Genomic DNA, 17,886 nt, shown 5'->3' on the forward strand with positions numbered 1-17,886 from the left:
TGCGGCGAATACCAAAATCCCACTTCTGATTCTGCAAATATGGCTAAGCGAGATGGACTGTCCCCCGCTCCTTCGACTCCTTCAGCGACGTATCGGGAAGCCCCACCAGCTCAAAGCCCGGCAGCCCCGGCGACACATCCACCTCAACGTCGATAATCCGTCCGTCAATCCCGAGGGTCGTCGCACCATAGATCTTTGCAAGCAACGGTCTTCCCTCCTACGTTTCAAATATAAGAAAGTTATAACACAAGAGACGGGAAGATGGCTAATGATTCTTTGTGAAAGAAAAGAGATTCCAAACGCTGGGTAGGGCGAGTGGAATCTCTTTTGTGTAGATTTTTAGGAATCACTGATACCGATTCTCTGCTATAAACTCAATCTTTTTTGCACTACAAATGCCCCCTCTTCTAAGAACAACATCCTGTATCCAATATCATTTCTTAACAGAATAAAAGTGCTACATCAATCTGTTGCGCTAATTATATGTCAGTTATTCGCCAATTGAGTAATCGTATAACCTTTTAAGAGAACTAAATCCCCACCATTTGTCTTTATATAATATAAATCTTTTTTCAAGGTAATTTTTGTTTTTATGATATTCCTCATATTTCCTAAATCTCTAACCTTAATATGTTTACCTGATAGCTTTGAAATATCGCATACGGCTTTATTTCCACTTTTATAGAAAAGTGGGATAGCGCCATTAAAGTATCTGCTATAATCCAAAATTTCTTCCATCTTTCTTGTGTATAATTTAATCTCAGGGCTTGAATAGCTATCTTTCACATAATCAGCAATTGTAGTTTTATAAAATTTTCTATTTTCTGTATCATTGATTCCGATTATAATATCACCATTTATATCATACGTTGTATTTGATAACCACACACCTATATAGAGCGAATTGAATAGATTTACATAACATTGTAGCCCCACATTTTCTACACTGATTAACATTAAATAGTGATTTTTTTCATTGAAATTATTAAGAAAGTCCATACATCGTATAGAATCCCTATTCAAACCAGATCCAATAAATCTAGTGCATTCTTCGATGATATTAATTTTTCCGCACTGAAGAATTTTCGATATCATTTTGGCATCTGTGTCATTGACATATTCCGGCAATACATCTGTTGCAAATTCATAAGCAATTTTAAGTATACCCAGCTTAAATTTTTTTGTATCAATTTTCCACTTATACTCAATATAAGGGGAATATTCTTGCGTTTTTTGAGATATTTTTATATCTTTCTTTTGTACTTTATTATCACGAGAAAATCGCTCTATAATTTTTTCTAGGTTTTTATCATCTTTTTTATCTATAATGAGAGTATATTTATTCTCGTCCGTCTTTTTAGGACCATATGGGATTAAATGGAAATCCAACGCTCCGTCTTTATCAAAGAACGTACGTACCTTCATCCCATCAGAGTCTTTTATTTCTCCTATATCCCTAAAAGGGTTTGGTAAATATCCTTTTTTTCCTTTCAATCCATTCAGAAATCGACATAATTCAACAATTTTATGTGAAATCAAATTACAATCTACAGTTTCTCCCAAATGCTTATTACAGTCATTGCAAATAGTATATATATGGTAATAACCACCCATACTTTCTGGAATTACATGCTCATCTGACATTTTTTCAAACATTTTACGACAAATAATACATTTTTTCATTGTTTTCACTCCCGAAAGAACATCTCTCCCTCTCTCTACACATTTTATCTTTTCTTTAGTATAGCATGGAAATAATATTTTTGCACAAAATTTTCAAACTACTACTTCACACCAATCTCAATCCCGCCCTTGAAAACAACGACCACCTGCCCATCCCCTTTGACCACAATGTAATCAAGCAGACCTCCCCATAGCTCTTCGTCAAACTCAATCTGTTCCTCGTTGATACCACATACCACTTGAATCATGGCCTCCAAGGTTTTTCTCTTGCTCTCCCTCGCGGCAATTTGCTCGTCCAACTGCTCCAAATGTCCCTGCTTGTCCAGATAGCGTGCGCGAATCTCATTTTCCTGTTTCAGATATACCGTCTGATCCTGTGCCACCCGTGCGTTCTCACGAATCAGCGTTTCAAGCCGTTCTGCCAAAACAACAAGCTCCTGCTCTACTCTACCGTGTTTCTCCATCAGCTCCTCTGTCTGGCAAACACTGTCAATCAGCTCCGTGAGTTCCGCAATCACGTTCTCTTTGACTTCCACCAAGGAGCCCAGAGCCTTGACGAAAATCTCTTTGATTTCCTCTTCCGTCAGATGCCTTGTACTGCACGGTTTTCCTTTGTGGGCATATTTCTTGTTGCAGCGGTAGATGACTCTGCGGTACTTGTCCGTCGAGTGCCACACCTTCGCCCCGTACCAACCGTCGCAACATCCGCATTTGATTTTGTTCGCGAAGATACTCACACCGCTGTGCTTACTGCCGTTTTCCCGCGCCTTAATTTCTGTCTGCACAAAGTCGAATAAGTCCGGCGGGATAATTGGCTCGTGGTGCTCCTCCACATAATACTGCGGAATCTCACCCGTATTCTTCCGCCGCGTCTTATCGAGGAAGTCTGCCGTATACTCTTTCTGGATCAGTGCATCGCCACGGTACTTCTCGTTGGTAAGAATGGAACGTACCGTAGAAATGTACCACTTGTCCTTTCCCGACGGGGATTTGATACCGCGCTTCTCCAATTCCTTGGTGATGGCATAGAAGGATCGACCTCCAACGAATAGTTTGTAGATGAGCTTCACCACTTTCGTCTGCTCCTCGTTGATTTTGAAGTCCTTGTCATAGCCGAGAAAGGCACTGTAGCCCACACTGGTCTTACCCTCGGCGAACTGCTTGCGTTTGCCCCATGTGGTGTTCTCCGAGATGCTGCGGCTCTCCTCCTGCGCTAGGCTGGACATAATCGTGATAAGGAGCTCAATCTTTCCTGCAAGGGCATCTTCGATCATCTGGTTGAAACCGTCGCGCTTCTTGGTGTTGGTGCCGCTAATCCCTTCGTCCGAATACATGCCGACGAAATCCCAGTCTGCACGGCTCTCGATGTAGTTCTTGTAATGCGCCATCTGCATTTCGTAACTGGAAGCCTGTTCTTCATGATCGGTCGAAACTCTGGCATACCCTGCCGTTCTGCGTCGCCTTGGTTCTGCCATAACTTCTGACCGAAAGATTTTAGGGCTTGCAGGGATGACTCTCACTGTCTTTGCCATCGGTAGGCACCTCCCTCTTTCAAATGGAAAACAACTTCATCATCGGATATGACAATCCGCTCGACATTCTGCACAATCTTGCCCTCGTAGCCATCACCGAACAAGGATTCTGCCGCTTGCTTTAGTTCGGATTCGGGCAGGCGCTTCAATCGGCACTTTGTTCTCGGCTGACTGCAAGACCACACCTTTTTTGTCCCCTTCGTCCAAGTATCACGCTCACACTTGCTGCCGCAGGAGTCACAGTAGACTTTGTTCGTGAAGGGATTGCTGCCGCGCTGCCCGCTGTAGATTCGGGCAGTCTTTTTTATGCGACCATTGGTTAGTTCAAACTCTACGCAATCGCCGTGAATCACGATTTTTGAGACTTTGCGTCTGAGTTCTGCAGTATCAAAATCATCCTTCTCCATGACAGTTCTGACCGCAGCCACAAGCTCCTCTTCCTTGATTGGACGACTGTCGCAAGCTGCGCCCCCTTTTTTCTCACGCGTGTTGCATCCCCACCGTCTGTACTTCCCGGCGGTTCTTCTGCTGAAACCACCTCCGCAGCATCCGCATTTCACCATTCCGGAAAACGGACGAAGAACAGGATTCCGATTCGCAGACCGTTCGGCTCTCCATTTCCGTATCTTCTGCGCCTTATCGAAGTCATCTCTGCTTATGAGCGGCTCGAACATCCCATCCACCAAATAGGTAGGTAACTCGCCTTTATTCCGTTTTCGACTGTGCCCCTCACTGATGTAGTTCTTCTGCAGTGCCATCGTGCCCGTGTAGGAGATGTTGGAGAGAATATCCTTTACCGTGGTCTGCTCGATGGATCTCCCCTGCCGTCCTGTGATTCCGTGCCCTGCGAGACTCTTTGCGATGGCATAGGCAGATTCCCCGGCAAGGTATCTACAGAAAATCTCCTTTACGACCTCACCCTCGGCAGGGATAATGCGGAACATCTCGCCCTCCCAAGTGTAACCGTAAGGTGCTTTATGTCCGTTCGGAATTCCTTCTGCGAATCGTCTCCGTATGCCCCATCGGATGTTGTCGCCAATGCTTCTGCTCTCTTCCTGCGCAAAGGATGCGAGCAGCGTCAAGAGGAGTTCCCCATCCTCCGACGTGGAATCAATGTTCTCGCGCTCGAAACGGACGGCGATCCCCTTCTCTTTCAAGCGTCGGACGGTATGAAGGCAATCTACAGTGTCACGGGCAAAGCGGCTGATGCTTTTGACGAGCACCAAATCAATCTTCCCGGTGTTGCAGTCCGCGATCAGCCGCTTGAACTCCGTCCGATGCGCGGTACTTGTGCCTGTGATTCCTTCATCTGCGTACACACCTGCGTACTCCCATTCAGGATTCTTCTGGATGAGGGTGCTGTAGTAACTGACCTGCGCCGCAAGAGAGTGGTGAAGCGTATCCACAGAAACGCGGGCATATGCGGCTACACGCATTTTCGGGCGCATGACAGGAACGCTTCGTTCAATTCTTCGTATTTTCATCTCATCCGCTCCTTTCCATGCTCATATTCCCGTACTATCCGCACAATAGCAAGTCTATATCGGAAAATAAGATACCGATGACAGGGCGGTATTTCTCACGCATTTTTGCCTCAAACTGCAAGCACTCATCTCTCGTCAAAAGATTCTTCTGAAACATTTTTCCAGCCGTGCGCATGGATATCTGATAGATGATTTCGTGTTTCCCAGCTTCCTTGCTCATACGATTTCACGTTCCCTTCATATAAGATGGAGATGGCCGTCGTGGTCACCGCTGCACCAAAAAATAAGGGGCTGTCGCACATAAATCATGTGCGGCAGCCCCTTAAATCAGCGTAATTCTACGACAGGGGATTATTTTCTTGTCCACTTAACAGGGAGCAGTCCACCTCGATCACTATGAAGGACAAGCTCCTGATTCGGATATTGCTTCTTGAAATCGATGACATCCTGCAAACCATTGAGATAGGTCATACGATCGCCACACTTGGACGAAAGCGAATGTGCAATCAGCTCATCATTCCATAAATCCATATACAACGTAAGCTCATAATAGGTGCCCTTCACATAAAAGGCAGTCATGTCACTCACCACGCATTCCATCGGACCAGAGACATTGATTCCTGCGAGCAACAGATTCGGGTACATCTTGAACGAATCCCCTGGCTTCTTGTACTTGTAATGCTTGGAAACGCTCTTGATTCCAGCAATCTTGCAGCATTTATGTGCATAGGGATCGGAAAAGACGATTCCCTTGTCCAGCCTGATCTTGGCATTCAACCAACGATAACCGTGAGAAGGAAAACGGCTATGGTATTGCTGAAATAACTCGATGCTCTGTGCAAGCCGTTTCTTCTGTTCCGATGGACTTTCAACGCTCTTCTTCCAATTGTAGAAACTGCTGCGTGGAATGCCGATCTTTTCGCAGAGCAGCTGGATAGGGAACTCCCCGGAAAGCTCCACGATTACTTGGTACTCTTCTTGCCGATAGGAATGAACTTCTTTTCCGCTCCAACTCCTTCCACCAGATAGCCTTTTTTTAAGCGCGCTTCCGTAATCCTAGCCATCACAAGGGCGTCGATCAGCTCTTCTTTCGTCATGGATTGGAGGTCTTCCAGTCCCGCGGGCGTCGGCTTGAATTTCATCTTGGCAAGACCGCAGTTGCTCTGCGTTCCTCTTTTCGGAGGGAGTCGGTTGGCATTTCGATACTGCCGCATGTAATTCCGCGCCGTTTCGTCGCTGATCTCATATTCTTCTACTGCTTCATACCTTGTGAATTCGCCGTCGTAAATCCGACAGCCTATGTCCAACCTTTGCGCTTTCGTGTACTTCATGTGGCAACCTCCTGTCGCATCAGAGAGCTAAATTGTCCACCGCTTGTTATCCTGTGTACAGAATACTACAAACGGTGTCTGATTTATACCCCCTCTGTGTCCAGTTTTAGTTTACCCCTTCACCTTGGACATAGCTACTTTCTTAATAGGGCAAGGATTCTATGGTATAATATATTGTATTATATAGAGTAAAAGGGAGATACTAGATTGATGTCTCCATAAACAGCGTCTTTATGCCCCTTACATCTGACGCGATCCCCCTTATCATTAGCAAGCTACACGAGATCAGAGAGAAAAAATATACTGTGGAGGAAATGACATATGTCCGAGAGTCAAAATGTAGAATATAAAGAGTCTTGGCGGGACGAGTATCTGAAATGGCTCTGTGGGTTTGCCAATGCACAGGGCGGCACGATGTACATCGGGGTGAATAACTCCGGAAAGATTGTCGGTGTAAAGAATATCCAAAGACTGATGGAGGATATTCCGAATAAAATCCAATCCGGTCTTGGAATCGTTGCGGATGTCAACAAACATACCAAAGATGGTGTGGAGTATCTCGAAATCAAAATAGAGCCTAGCACCTTCCCTATCAGCTATCATGGAGAATTCCATTATCGCAGCGGAGCCACGAAACAACAACTAACCGGAATTGCGCTATCGCAGTTTATTATGCGAAAGACGGGAGTGCGTTGGGAGGATGTAACGGTCGAGGACATTACAGTAGATGATCTCGACGAGGAGAGCTTCAAAATCTTCCGTAGAGAGGCCCTAAGAAGCAAACGAATGGTTCAGGAGGATCTTGATCTTTCTAACGCAGAGCTTTTAAGCAAGTTGCATCTGATGTCCAACGGCAAGCTCAAAAGATCAGCCGTGTTACTCTTTTACCACGATCCCAGCGTCGTACAAAATGGTAGTTATATAAAAATTGCTAAGTTCGGAGATGGAGCGGATCTGCAATATCATGACGATCTTGAAAATTCGTTGATAAAGAATGCAGATCAAGTAATCGACCTGATTTATCTGAAGTATCTAAAAGCTAACGTGTCATATATACATGATCGCCGGGTGGAAACATACCCTTATGCAAGAGATGCCATCCGTGAGGCAGTATATAACGCGATTGCCCACACCTGTTATATGTTTGGGACTCCCGTTCAGATTCGCATTGAGGATGAGGCGTTTATCATAAGCAATCAGTGCATTCTTCCAGATGGATGGACGATAGAGACATTGATGGAGCCTCATGACTCCGTACCGTATAATCCAGATATTGCAAACGTATTCTATCGTGCCGGATACATTGAACATTGGGGACGCGGTATCGAAAAAATCTGTGAAGCCTGTAAGGAACTGGGGGCAAACCTTCCATTTTATGAATTACGAGGAAATGGTCTTCGAGTTCATTTTAAAGCACTCAAGAGTGCACTTGTTGCTCATTCTAAATCCCCAAACCGACATAATGTCGGTTTGGATGTCGGTATAGCGGGTAGGATTCTGGAGTTGCTCATAGATAATCCCAAAATAACAATGGCTGAAATGGCAGAAAAACTAAACGTAGCAAAAAGGACAATTGAACGTGAAGTAAAACAGCTTCGTGAAATCGGTCGCGTAGAGCGCATTGGCAGTAAACGATTCGGACACTGGAAAATCAACGATTAAATATTGTAGGGTCGAGGCATAAGAAACTCCCATGCGCTCGACCCTACAGTTTTTCCCCCCAACGCGCCTTATTCCTTAACTTTAAATCCAAGAAAATACGTATCATTATTATAAAATGTGACCACATGTATATTATCCATAACCTTTTTCTTGTCTTTTTCACTACAATCAATATGCCTTATGCAACAATCCATAAACATTTTTATTATAGAATCTTTATTTTCATTTCCATACTTATAAATTATAAGCTCTACATCTCTATCTAAAATTGCTTGGAATATCCCATCCATCCACCAAGCATCTGTCCTTCCTAATGACATTCCATATATTATAAACAGCTCGGCTTCTTCTATATATGATTTGTATTTTGTATCATATTGACTCCAATATGATTTGACCAATCTTTTTTCCTCTGATTTCGCCCTATCATATTCAGGAAGATCAATCCCAAAAAGAATTGATCTAGGTATATCTTGTGTTCCATGGGGATGTATAATCTCATAAACAAGATACGATGACCACCTGGTATTGGAGCCACATCTTTCGATATTTATGTCAAAAGAAAAATGTGTATCAACCGTTTTATGGCAATGAGGGTCAAATTGGGTTTTATCTAAATACAAGTAGTTGTCCAATAATGAAGTATAGTTAAAATTGGCAAATACATAATAGAATAAATTATAGTGATCTGTGTTATTTGTAAATTTAAGTTTATCTAAATCATTCAAAAACCTAGCCATAGATTGTCTCGATAAAGAATTCTTGCTTACAAATCTGCTCAAGTTCAACAAAGTGTCCGCATCAACTAACTCATTAAGAAATCTTGTAAAATGTCCCTGGAATTCATCTATACACTTCTCTAATTCATTAATAGAAACACATTCATCTAGCAAGTAACAAATAGTATTTTCGAAGTCACTCCAATTTTCTTTTCCACAGTTTCTATCTTCTTTCATTTTTTTATATAACACATTCTTATCATTGGACAAATTAAAGTAAGTTATGTAGTCATAAAAATCTGCATAACTTGTCGTCTTTCCATTCATTTTCCCTTGTTTGAATTTTTTCAAAACCGATATATCAAAACCATTACCAACCAAAACAAATATATTGTGTTGGTTATTCATTTTTTTAAATATATCAGTGTCATATTTTTTGAACATATACGGTATGTCTCCTCAAAAACTTCAACAACACCACATAACGGCGTTTCTCTCATTTAATTACATTGTATCGTTATCGACGTTACTTCGTTCATTGCCACGACCAAAATGATACGAGCGGGAAATGTCAGCGTCGCATTGACACGTGCCACCGTCACAGCGCCGTCCTCCAACGGCTGGCACAGAACTTCCAGCGTCGACTTGCCAAACTCCGGCAGCTCGTCGAGAAACAGCACACCATGATGTGAGAGCGTCACCTCGCCCGGACGCGGGATGCTGCCGCCGCCGATCATCGCCACCGTCGACGTCGTATGATGCGGACTGCGAAAGGGACGCGTCTCGACGAGGCCGCTGCCGTCCTTCAATAGCCCCGCGATGCTGTAGATCTTCGTCACCTCAAGCGCCTCCTGCCGCGTCATCGGCAGCAGAATCGACGGCAGGCGTCGCGCGAGCATCGTCTTGCCCGAGCCGGGCACACCGACCATCAGAACATTGTGCCCGCCTGCCGCCGCAATCTCCAACGCACGCTTGGCGAAGAACTGCCCCTGCACATCGGCAAAGTCATCCGAAGGCACTTCCATATCGCTTGGTGCACTGGGATTCACCTCCAACGGAAGCAATTCCGCCTTGCCCAAGAGAAAATCGTACAGATCACGCAAGTTTTTCGGCGCATACACGCGGATGCCGTCGACGAGCAATGCCTCACTGCCGTTGCCCGGCGCAACGAAGATTTCCTTGAAGCCATGCTCCTTCGCCCCGACCGTCATGGAGAGCACACCGCGCACACTCCTAAGCTCCCCCTCCAAAGAAAGCTCCGCTGCAAACAAGGCGTGCTCGATGCGCTCTGCCGGAATCAGCCCGTACGCCGCCAAAAGCCCGACAGCAATCGGCAGATCAAGTCCTGAGCTGTCCTTCCGTATGTCCGCAGGCGCAAGATTGATCGTCACTCGCGCAGGCTTGAGCTTCACGCCCGTATTTTTGATCGCCGTGCGCACGCGCTCGCGCGACTCCTTCACCGCCGTATCAAGAAGCCCGACGATGTCAAAAGCAGGAAATCCATAAGAAACATCGACCTCGACGTCGATGATCTTCCCATCGACCCCGAACGTCACCGCACCATACGATTTAGCAAACACAAAGCTGCACCTCTTTTGATTGGAATGGCGTTTCTTTTGTTTGTTATTTTTCTCCATTTATGAGATTTAATCCTGCTTGCTGATGGAAAATTGCGGCGAATACCAAAATCCCACTTCTGTATTCTGCACTTCGACCGCGCAATATGATTAAGCGAGATGGACTGTCACCCGCTCCTTCGACTCCTTCACCGACGTATCGGGAAGCCCCACCAGCTCAAAGCCCGGCAGCCCGGGCGACACATCCACCTCAACGTCGATAATCCGTCCATCTATCCCGAGGGTCGTCGCACCATAAGTCTTTGCAAACAACGATCTTCCCTCCCACGTTTCAAATATAAGAAAATTATAACACAGGATAGGCAACGATGGCTAATGATTCTTTGCAACAAAAAAGAGGGTAGATTGCAAGAATATGTGTAGTGACCCCAAAAGTTAGTTTTCTTATATCTAACTTTTGGGGGCCAGATCAGTTCCCGAGCATCTCTTTGTCACTCGGACAATAGGGTGCGCATAGTATATGCTCAGACCACAAGCTTCTTCGAGTTCGGGAAGCCGTGAAAACTCTGTCCACTTATCCGTCGTAATCGTCTCAAAAAGTACTTCGAACAATGCGCCGAACGATTCTCGAATGGAGTGCAGCACCTCCATGATCGAACTGCTCTTTTTGATATTGTCAACTGTTCTTGACAATATCAAAGATCCAAATTTCATGTCTTGAATTATTTATAAAAGTAATGTATTTTTTTATAAAAAGGGGCGATATTCATGTATATATTCTGGGACAATTCAAATATCCATTATTCTGGTTTAGAAACTATCCGACCACTTTTTGAACCTGATAAACCGCGAGAACTATATCGAACTTATTTTAAAAATTTATTTGAACTGGTTCGAAATGGTCGTATTGTTGATGGTGCATACGCAGCAGGGAGTGTCCCACCTCCATCCGACGAACTGTGGGGATGCCTACAAAACCTAGGAATTGATATGACACTATTGGATAAAACTGCCGATGGAAAAGAACAAGATAGTGTCGATATGTCACTTCAAACTAATATGTTTCGCGTTGCACTGGATAATAATATTCCAGATACAATGGCTTTGTTAACAGGAGATGGAGCTGGTTCTGCCTTAGGCAAGGGTTTTTTATCTGATTTAGAACGAATACATAATAAACTCGGATGGAAAATTGAAGTATATGCATGGGAAAAAACATGCAATCGAAAACTCAAAGAATTCGCAAAAAGTAACGGTATATTTGTTCCTCTTGAAAATTACTATTACTCTATTACCTTTTTAAAAGGTCTTAGACACGCCTCACCATTAAAATAAAATATATAGGAAATGAGTGCAGATACTACGATATATTAATCTACTTTCACGTTGCAACTTCTCTGTAGTTTGTACTTCTTCCCCCGTTTCTGCACATAATCAAAAAACCATGGTGACAATCCCCAAAAAGTTAGACAGAAGAAAGCTAACTTTTTGGGGATTTTTGTAAAATACACTATTGAGCCCATACTAAATTCGCTCTGAAATCTGTCCTATTCATAAATCAAAATTTTCTCACAAAAATAAACATACCATAAAAATAAGTTATCCTCCAACACCAATTTCAATCCCACCCTTGAAAACAACAATCACCTGCCCATCTCCCTTGACCACAATGTGATCAAGCAGCCCGCCCCATAGCTCCTCATCAAACTCAAACTGCTCCCCGTTGATACCGCATACCACTTGGATCATGCCCTCCAAGGTATTTCTCTTGCGCTCCTTCTCTGCAATTTGCTCGTCCAACTGCTCCAAATGTCCCTGCTTTTCCAGATAGCGTGCGCGAATCTCGTTTTCCTGTTTTAGATACGCTGTCTGATCCTGCGCCACCCGTGCATTCTCACGAATCAGTGTTTCAAGGCGTTCTACCAAAACGCTGATTTCCTGCTCTGCTTTATCCCGTTCCTCCGTCAGCTCCCCCGTTTGCCAAACGCCGTCAATCAGGGCTCGGAGTTCCGCAATCACGTTTTCTTTGACTTCCACCAAGGAGTTCAGTGCTTTGACGAAAATCTGTTTGATTTCCTCCTCCGTCAGATGCCTTGTGCTGCACGGCTTGCCCTTGTGGGCATATTTCTTGTTGCAGCGGTAGATGACTCTGCGGTACTTGTCCGTGGAATGCCAACCTTCGCCCCGTACCAACCTCCACAGCATCCGCATTTGATTTTGTTCGCAAAGATACTCACGCCGCTGTGCTTGCCGGCGTTTTCTCGTGCCTTGATTTCTGTCTGTACAAAGTCAAACAAATCCGGCGGGATAATTGCCTCGTGGTGCTCCTCCACATAATACTGCGGAATCTCGCCCGTATTCTTTCGTCGCGTCTTATCGAGGAAGTCTGCCATATACTCTTTCTGGATCAGCGCATCGCCACGATACTTCTCGTTGGTGAGGATGGAGCGCACCGTGGAAATGTACCACTTGTCCTTTCCCGACGGGGATTTGATGCACCGCTTCTCCAGTTCCTTGGTAATCGCATAGAAGGATCGCCCGCCAAGGAAGAGTTTGTAGATGAGCTTCACCACTTTTGCCTGTTCCTCGTTGATTTTGAAGTCCTTGTCATAGCCGAGAAAGGCACTGTAGCCCACACTGGTCTTGCCCTCGGCGAACTGCTTCCGCTTGCCCCATGTGGTATTTTCCGAAATACTGCGGCTCTCCTCCTGCGCTAGGCTAGACATTATCGTAATAAGGAGTTCGATTTTCCCGGCATCGCAGTCATCGAGCAGACGCTGAAATTCTGCCCTGCGCCGGATGTCGCCGCCGGAGATGCCGCTGTCGGCGTACACCCCGGCATAGATCCATTCGGGATTCTTTTGGATACGTTCACTGAAGTAGTTGACCTGCGCCGAAAGCGAGTGGTTCAGCCTGTCCGATTCCATCGAGATGCGGGCATACGCCGCCACGCGTTTCCTCAGCTTTAGAGCCGTAACGACGGGTTCTATTTTTCTTGCATCCGCCACTCTACCCACCTCCTTTCCATCCTATATATTGCTCTGTGAGGTAGATTTATCAAGCATTTTCCGAGATAAGCCGCCCAAGATACGGCTGGTATTTTTCAAGGAGCATGGCATCCATTTCGTCATATTCATCTGCCGTGATGAGACCCTGCTCCCGCATGGTCTTTGCCACGGAGAGCGATACTTGGTAGAGCATGTCCGCACGATACTGCTCTTTACGCATTTGCATTACCGCCTTGAAAACGCTCTGCCACATAACAGCCGTGTGAGCAATATTTCCGCTGCTCGCGCTCGTAAGCAGAAAATGCTTTGCCACAATGGATGTAGCGGATGGTTTCGCCCGTAGGCTTATTGCCTTTGGCACGATTCTGGTTCCACCACTTCTCCCGACATTCTGCCAAGCAGAACTTCCGCTGTTTTCTCCTCGGCATCTGCACCAGAGGCTTGCCGCAAGCAAGGCACACGGCAGATGAGAAATTGCCTGTCAACTCGTTGTTGCGACAAAAGGACTTCACCGTGTTTACGGATATGCCAACCGCCAAGGCTATTTTCTTGTAACCCAGTCCACCTCTGCGGAGCGCATGAATTCGTTGTTTTTGTTCTTCCGTCATAGAAAACACCTCCTGCAAGGTAGCCTTGGCAGGAGGCGAAAAAGGACGTTTTATTCTTTCTGATAGAACGAACACTCAAAACCGTCGGCGCGAAGCAGCAGTCCTTTCGCCCAAGGCGGGGTTGTCGCCATCTGCTCGCACACAGCAGAGAGCGAGGCGCATTCGTCGCATTCGATGACGAGTTCATCGTGGATGTGAGCGACAATATCCATGTGCTTCAACGTCTGCATGGCATAGCAAAGGATGTCACGGCTGATGGCCTGTGTGATATTTTCCACGAGCTTCGGTCCGTACGATTCTATCCGTACCCACTTCTTTGCCGTGTTCAATCCCATGTAAGTGATGGATTCGCCGCCGAACTTGTTCTCGCCGATGCGCGGCTTTGCATAGGCAAGCCGTCTGCCGCTCGGAAGTTCGATGAACATCATGCCGCTTTGGCAGATGAATCGGATACCATGTGTGACCTTTGTGTTTCGCTCCTTGATGCAGTCTTTTGCGGCGCGATCGACCGCCCACCAGAAATCCACGATGTGCGGATTTGCCGCACGCCAAGCATCCACGAGAGGCTTCAGCTCATCTTCCTTCATGCCGGATTCCAATGCGCCGAATGCCTTGAGCGCACCGACGGAGCCGCCATAACCGGAGGCCAATTCTGCCTGCTTCCCCTTCTGCCGTAGATGCCCGTTCTCACCGCGCTTCACCACATTACAATGGAACATTCTGCCCGCCGTGGCACAGTAGATATCACCATCATTTGCAAATACGTCCATGCGCCATCGTTCCTTCGCAAGCCATGACAGCACCCTTGCTTCAATGGCAGAGAAGTCCACGACGATGAATTTCCTGCCCGCCTTGGGGATAAAGGCAGTACGGATCAGCTGCGACAAAACATCGGGAACAGAGTCGTAGAGCATTTCCAATGCCGGATAATTGCCTTGCTGCACGAGGGCACGGGCATACTCCAAGTCTGTGAGGTGATTCTGCGGCAGGTTTTGCAACTGGACGATGCGTCCTGCAAATCTTCCTGTACGATTCGCGCCGTAGAACTGGAACATGCCCCGTGCGCGACTGTCCGCACAGGCGGCATTTCTCATCGCCTGATATTTCTTCACGGAGGATTTCGCCAGCTGTCTCCGAAGGCTCAAGACTTCCTTCAGCGGCTCGGAAACCGTCTCCATAAGCGAAACCACAGACTTTTTGTCGAGCGAATCCATCTCTGCGCCACGCTCTTTGAGCCATGCCTTCATCTGCGCCACGCTGTTCGGATTTTCAAGCCCGGTCAGAGCTTTCAGCCGATCTGTCAGCTGCGCCTTGGCCATCTCATCCATCTTGACGGCGTTCTCCACTAGAGACATGTCGAGCCGTATCCCACGGTCATTGATTTTCTGGTCGAGCACATATTCATCCCATATTGACTGCGGCACAGGGTATTTGGATAGTCGCTGTTGGATTGCCATTTCCACTTCCACGTCACGGCGATTGTAGAATTTGAACAGTTCCCACTTGTCGCCCACAGGTTCATGAAACGGCCGCACGGAAAAATGGCGAATGAGCGTCTTGCCCTCGGTCATTTTCTGTTCTTCCAAACCCAACACACTGCCGACGGCGGCAAGCGAGAGCGGCAAACCCATATAGGCAGACCAGACCATTGTGCATCGCCAGCTCATTTCCTCATCCCAACCCGCATCGAGCGCGAAGCGGTTGTCCGCGAGGATGTACGCTTTCTTCTGCGCTTCCGTCAGATGCTCGGCAAAGACGCAAGGCACGCTCTCCATGCCCTCCGCCTTGGCAGCGGCGACGCACCCGTGACCTGCAAGGATGCCGTAGTCCTTGTCAATAATAACGGGATTGATGAAGCCGAACTCGCGCAGACTGCCGCGCAGCTTGTTGATCTGCTCCTGCGAATGCGTCCGTGCGTTATTAGCATAAGGCACGAGCTTATCTATGGGGACGAGCTTCATTTCGCTTGTGGTTTTGTCCAAATTTTTCACCTCACATTTTTCCTCGATCGGAGCAACTGCTCCATTCGGTCTTCCTGCGGCGAGCCGCTGAACGTCGTCGTGCAGTTCTGCTTCACGATGTCGAAAATCTCGTACCAGAGCAAGTTGGACTGTTTCTGGAATGCCTGCCCCATCTGAACGAAGGGGCTTGCAATCGCACCGCCTGCCGTCGGATGCTTGCCGATGAGCCCATATTGGCTCACAGCTTCCTCGCATTGGATGAAACGGGCGAAGGCCTGCGCGTAACTTTCGAGGAGTCGTGGATTCACCAGACGCTCACAGCCGCGCTCCTTGAGCCACAGCCACGTTTCGCGGAAAATCTCATCTGCACCGAGCGGCTTGCCGTTACGTTGGCGTGCCGAAAGGTACTCACTCGGATTCGACATATCTGCACCGAAAAGCTCTGCGGCATCTGCAAGGTCTGCGCCGTCCAATTCCGTCATGGGGAACTCCATGATGTTCACCGCCCTGCCGCCTGCGATCTTGTCTGCCAATGCGTCGGGCTTGTCTCCCGCACGGATGCGTCTGCCTCCGCGATGCGTGCCGTCCTTCGCCATCGTTTCACCTCGTTTCTTTAGGAATCACTGATAAATTTAGCCACCCATCTTCACACATCTGCACCGCCCTCTCGTCGTCGACAAATCCTCGACGTAGCACCGCTACGCCTGCGGTTTGTCTCCTAGATAGGAACAGCGCATCTGTGCAAATCTGGGCGACCTCATTTTATCAGCGCTTCCTTTAATACCCCGTTTGAACCGTTCTTTTTTTGCGCGTGACCCATCGCCAGTCCAGCAATGGCGCGCTTTTGGAGATTTTACCGCCCCTTCCCAGTCATGAGCAAGAATTTTGCTTTACATCGTAAACCAAACAAGCTATACTATTTCTAAAAGAAAGGAGTGTGATCACCATGTCAACTGTCCCTACTCAAATAAGAATTGACCGAGATATAAAGGAACAGGCCGGGGTTTTGTTTTCCGGGTTGGGCTTGGATATGTCCGGTGCCGTTAACATGTTTCTGCATCAGTGCGTTCTTCGTGGAGGCATCCCTTTTTCTGTCGAAATGCCCCATTATAAGCAAAGCACTTTGGCCGCTATGGGAGAAGCAAGAAAAATATCCCGCGACCCGAACGTCCCCAGCTACGACAATATGGATGAGCTAAAGAGGGCCTTGGAAGAATGACTTATCGCATCAAATTCACCAGCGCCTATAAGAAAAGTTACAAGCGTGCAAAAAAACGCGGCTTTTTCAAAATTTTTTCTACATCTTCCAAGGCAAAAAGGCTCCCGCTTTGATCGGCGGGAGCCTTTTATTTGTCCGCATGATGAATTTCAGAACTACTGCAAAAATCAAAGCAGTGCCTTGTACCGTCCCTGCTCCGACTTCGGGATGGCCAATGCATCCATCGCCTTCTCAGCCGTCCATTCCAGATTCTTCATGAGATTGCGTATGGAAAAGAGGCGTTCGCTTTCCCTGCCTTCTTCCCTGCCTTCTTCTCTGCCTTCTTCTCTGCCGATTGCCTTTGCCTCACTCGTAAGAGCTTCCATGGTCATACCCATACTCGCAACTCCTTTCTCCTCCTGCTTAAAATATCTTGTTCGCTCCGCCAATATGTCATAGTACATAGCCTCCGGATCACTGCAGCGGAAATCATGCATCAGCTTCCCCAGCGGCGTATCTTCCTCTATGATCGAGCTGTTGACATAAAGAATATGCGTGCCATCCCCAAAAGCCCTATTGCTTCCTTTTATTGTCCGCTCAATCTCATAGAGCGGTTTTCCGTCGCCAAGGACATCCGTTTCTGTAATGAAGATGACATACGACTCCGGCAGATCCTCATAGGAATCACCGGCAGGCAAGGCATTGGCGTCCATAAGGCTGCTGTTATATCTCGCACGCCGTGCCGAGGCGCCTTTTTCCGCACGTTGGATTTCCACGTCGAACTCTTGTCCGTCGGCAAAAGCATGAATATCCAACCGAACCCCCCTCCCCTGTAAATTCTTCATCGTATCCTGCGTGACAACCTTTTCTGCCTTAAGACGAGGATTATTCAAGATAATTTGCAAAACTAAATCAACACACGCAAGACTATCCTGAAAGACAACCGTCATAAAGATATCATCCAATAAACAGAGATTTTCCAATACGGTCAAAAATTTCTTTCTTCGTTCCTCTTTCCCGTTCTCTTTCATAACGTCCGCTCCCATATCCTTGCCCTTCTTTTCACCTATATTATACAACAAAAAAACACCCTTGCGACAAAAATCGGCGAGGGCTGTCAAAC

17 protein-coding genes and 2 pseudogenes are annotated in these 17,886 nt (G+C 46.7%); 3 read left to right on the forward strand and 16 right to left on the reverse strand.

The genetic code is table 11. The features are described 5' to 3' along the window. Nucleotides 1-43: 43 nt before the first annotated feature. The 7 genes from ACRTGH_RS01780 to ACRTGH_RS01810 form a co-directional block, all read right to left on the reverse strand. A complete protein-coding gene (locus ACRTGH_RS01780; protein WP_438474535.1) occupies nucleotides 44-205 on the reverse strand; it encodes a magnesium chelatase domain-containing protein in 162 nt (53 codons plus the stop codon). 281 nt (nucleotides 206-486) lie between these two features. Further along, nucleotides 487-1,683, reverse strand: coding sequence for an HNH endonuclease (locus ACRTGH_RS01785; RefSeq protein ID WP_368847180.1), 1,197 nt, complete (start codon nucleotides 1,681-1,683; stop codon nucleotides 487-489). 101 nt (nucleotides 1,684-1,784) lie between these two features. Beyond that, complete coding sequence (locus ACRTGH_RS01790; protein ID WP_368847179.1) at nucleotides 1,785-3,215, reverse strand: recombinase family protein; 1,431 nt, start codon at nucleotides 3,213-3,215, stop codon at nucleotides 1,785-1,787. Further along, nucleotides 3,200-4,699 (reverse strand): recombinase family protein, encoded by a 1,500-nt coding sequence (locus ACRTGH_RS01795; RefSeq protein ID WP_368847178.1) that lies wholly within the window; start codon nucleotides 4,697-4,699, stop codon nucleotides 3,200-3,202. Before ACRTGH_RS01795 ends, ACRTGH_RS01790 begins: the two co-directional genes overlap by 16 nt. Nucleotides 4,700-4,733: 34 nt before the next feature. Next, nucleotides 4,734-4,919: an SHOCT domain-containing protein gene (locus ACRTGH_RS01800; protein WP_438474538.1), complete on the reverse strand. Its 186-nt coding sequence runs from the start codon at nucleotides 4,917-4,919 to the stop codon at nucleotides 4,734-4,736. A 131-nt stretch (nucleotides 4,920-5,050) separates the two neighbouring features. Further along, nucleotides 5,051-5,659, reverse strand: coding sequence for a hypothetical protein (locus ACRTGH_RS01805; protein WP_368847177.1), 609 nt, complete (start codon nucleotides 5,657-5,659; stop codon nucleotides 5,051-5,053). Nucleotides 5,660-5,661: 2 nt separating this feature from the next. Further along, complete coding sequence (locus ACRTGH_RS01810; RefSeq protein ID WP_368847176.1) at nucleotides 5,662-6,030, reverse strand: hypothetical protein; 369 nt, start codon at nucleotides 6,028-6,030, stop codon at nucleotides 5,662-5,664. A 321-nt stretch (nucleotides 6,031-6,351) separates the two neighbouring features. Between ACRTGH_RS01810 and ACRTGH_RS01815 the strand changes: the two genes are divergently transcribed. After that, nucleotides 6,352-7,692, forward strand: coding sequence for an RNA-binding domain-containing protein (locus ACRTGH_RS01815; protein ID WP_368847175.1), 1,341 nt, complete (start codon nucleotides 6,352-6,354; stop codon nucleotides 7,690-7,692). A gap of 68 nt (nucleotides 7,693-7,760) precedes the next feature. On the opposite strand, the gene ACRTGH_RS01820 is transcribed toward ACRTGH_RS01815, so the two are convergent. The 3 genes and pseudogenes from ACRTGH_RS01820 to ACRTGH_RS01830 form a co-directional block, all read right to left on the reverse strand. Continuing rightward, nucleotides 7,761-8,855: an AbiH family protein gene (locus ACRTGH_RS01820; protein WP_368847174.1), complete on the reverse strand. Its 1,095-nt coding sequence runs from the start codon at nucleotides 8,853-8,855 to the stop codon at nucleotides 7,761-7,763. Between the two features lie 56 nt (nucleotides 8,856-8,911). Then, nucleotides 8,912-9,991, reverse strand: coding sequence for a YifB family Mg chelatase-like AAA ATPase (locus ACRTGH_RS01825; protein ID WP_368847173.1), 1,080 nt, complete (start codon nucleotides 9,989-9,991; stop codon nucleotides 8,912-8,914). A gap of 165 nt (nucleotides 9,992-10,156) precedes the next feature. Next, nucleotides 10,157-10,300: pseudogene (locus ACRTGH_RS01830) on the reverse strand (magnesium chelatase domain-containing protein); the annotation flags it as partial. A 456-nt stretch (nucleotides 10,301-10,756) separates the two neighbouring features. Here ACRTGH_RS01830 and ACRTGH_RS01835 point away from each other — a divergent pair. After that, entirely contained in the window at nucleotides 10,757-11,323 is a 567-nt protein-coding gene (locus ACRTGH_RS01835; protein ID WP_368847172.1) for an NYN domain-containing protein, read from the forward strand. A gap of 264 nt (nucleotides 11,324-11,587) precedes the next feature. On the opposite strand, the pseudogene ACRTGH_RS01840 reads toward ACRTGH_RS01835, so the two are convergent. The 5 genes and pseudogenes from ACRTGH_RS01840 to ACRTGH_RS01860 all read right to left on the reverse strand — a co-directional run bounded on the left by ACRTGH_RS01840 (nucleotide 11,588) and on the right by ACRTGH_RS01860 (nucleotide 16,161). Then, nucleotides 11,588-12,996: pseudogene (locus tag ACRTGH_RS01840) on the reverse strand (recombinase family protein). A 49-nt stretch (nucleotides 12,997-13,045) separates the two neighbouring features. After that, nucleotides 13,046-13,216 (reverse strand): SHOCT domain-containing protein, encoded by a 171-nt coding sequence (locus ACRTGH_RS01845; RefSeq protein WP_368847171.1) that lies wholly within the window; start codon nucleotides 13,214-13,216, stop codon nucleotides 13,046-13,048. Continuing rightward, complete coding sequence (locus ACRTGH_RS01850) at nucleotides 13,209-13,604, reverse strand: RNA polymerase subunit sigma-70 (protein ID WP_368847170.1); 396 nt, start codon at nucleotides 13,602-13,604, stop codon at nucleotides 13,209-13,211. The genes ACRTGH_RS01845 and ACRTGH_RS01850 overlap by 8 nt, the downstream gene beginning before the upstream one ends. A gap of 50 nt (nucleotides 13,605-13,654) precedes the next feature. Next, on the reverse strand, nucleotides 13,655-15,595 hold the full coding sequence (locus ACRTGH_RS01855) for a DNA polymerase (protein WP_368847169.1): 1,941 nt from the start codon (nucleotides 15,593-15,595) through the stop codon (nucleotides 13,655-13,657). Continuing rightward, nucleotides 15,592-16,161, reverse strand: a complete 570-nt coding sequence (locus tag ACRTGH_RS01860; protein WP_368847168.1) for a P27 family phage terminase small subunit — start codon at nucleotides 16,159-16,161, stop codon at nucleotides 15,592-15,594. The genes ACRTGH_RS01855 and ACRTGH_RS01860 overlap by 4 nt, the downstream gene beginning before the upstream one ends. A 350-nt stretch (nucleotides 16,162-16,511) precedes the next feature. Here ACRTGH_RS01860 and ACRTGH_RS01865 point away from each other — a divergent pair, with 350 nt between their 5' ends. Beyond that, nucleotides 16,512-16,784, forward strand: a complete 273-nt coding sequence (locus ACRTGH_RS01865) for a type II toxin-antitoxin system RelB/DinJ family antitoxin (RefSeq protein ID WP_368847167.1) — start codon at nucleotides 16,512-16,514, stop codon at nucleotides 16,782-16,784. A gap of 167 nt (nucleotides 16,785-16,951) precedes the next feature. Here the strand turns inward: ACRTGH_RS01865 and ACRTGH_RS01870 are convergent, their stop codons facing one another. Then, on the reverse strand, nucleotides 16,952-17,794 hold the full coding sequence (locus ACRTGH_RS01870) for a PD-(D/E)XK nuclease family transposase (RefSeq protein WP_368847321.1): 843 nt from the start codon (nucleotides 17,792-17,794) through the stop codon (nucleotides 16,952-16,954). Nucleotides 17,795-17,886: the final 92 nt, after the last annotated feature.

This window comes from Selenomonas oralis (genome assembly GCF_051603425.1).
GTDB lineage: Bacteria > Bacillota > Negativicutes > Selenomonadales > Selenomonadaceae > Selenomonas > Selenomonas sputigena_A.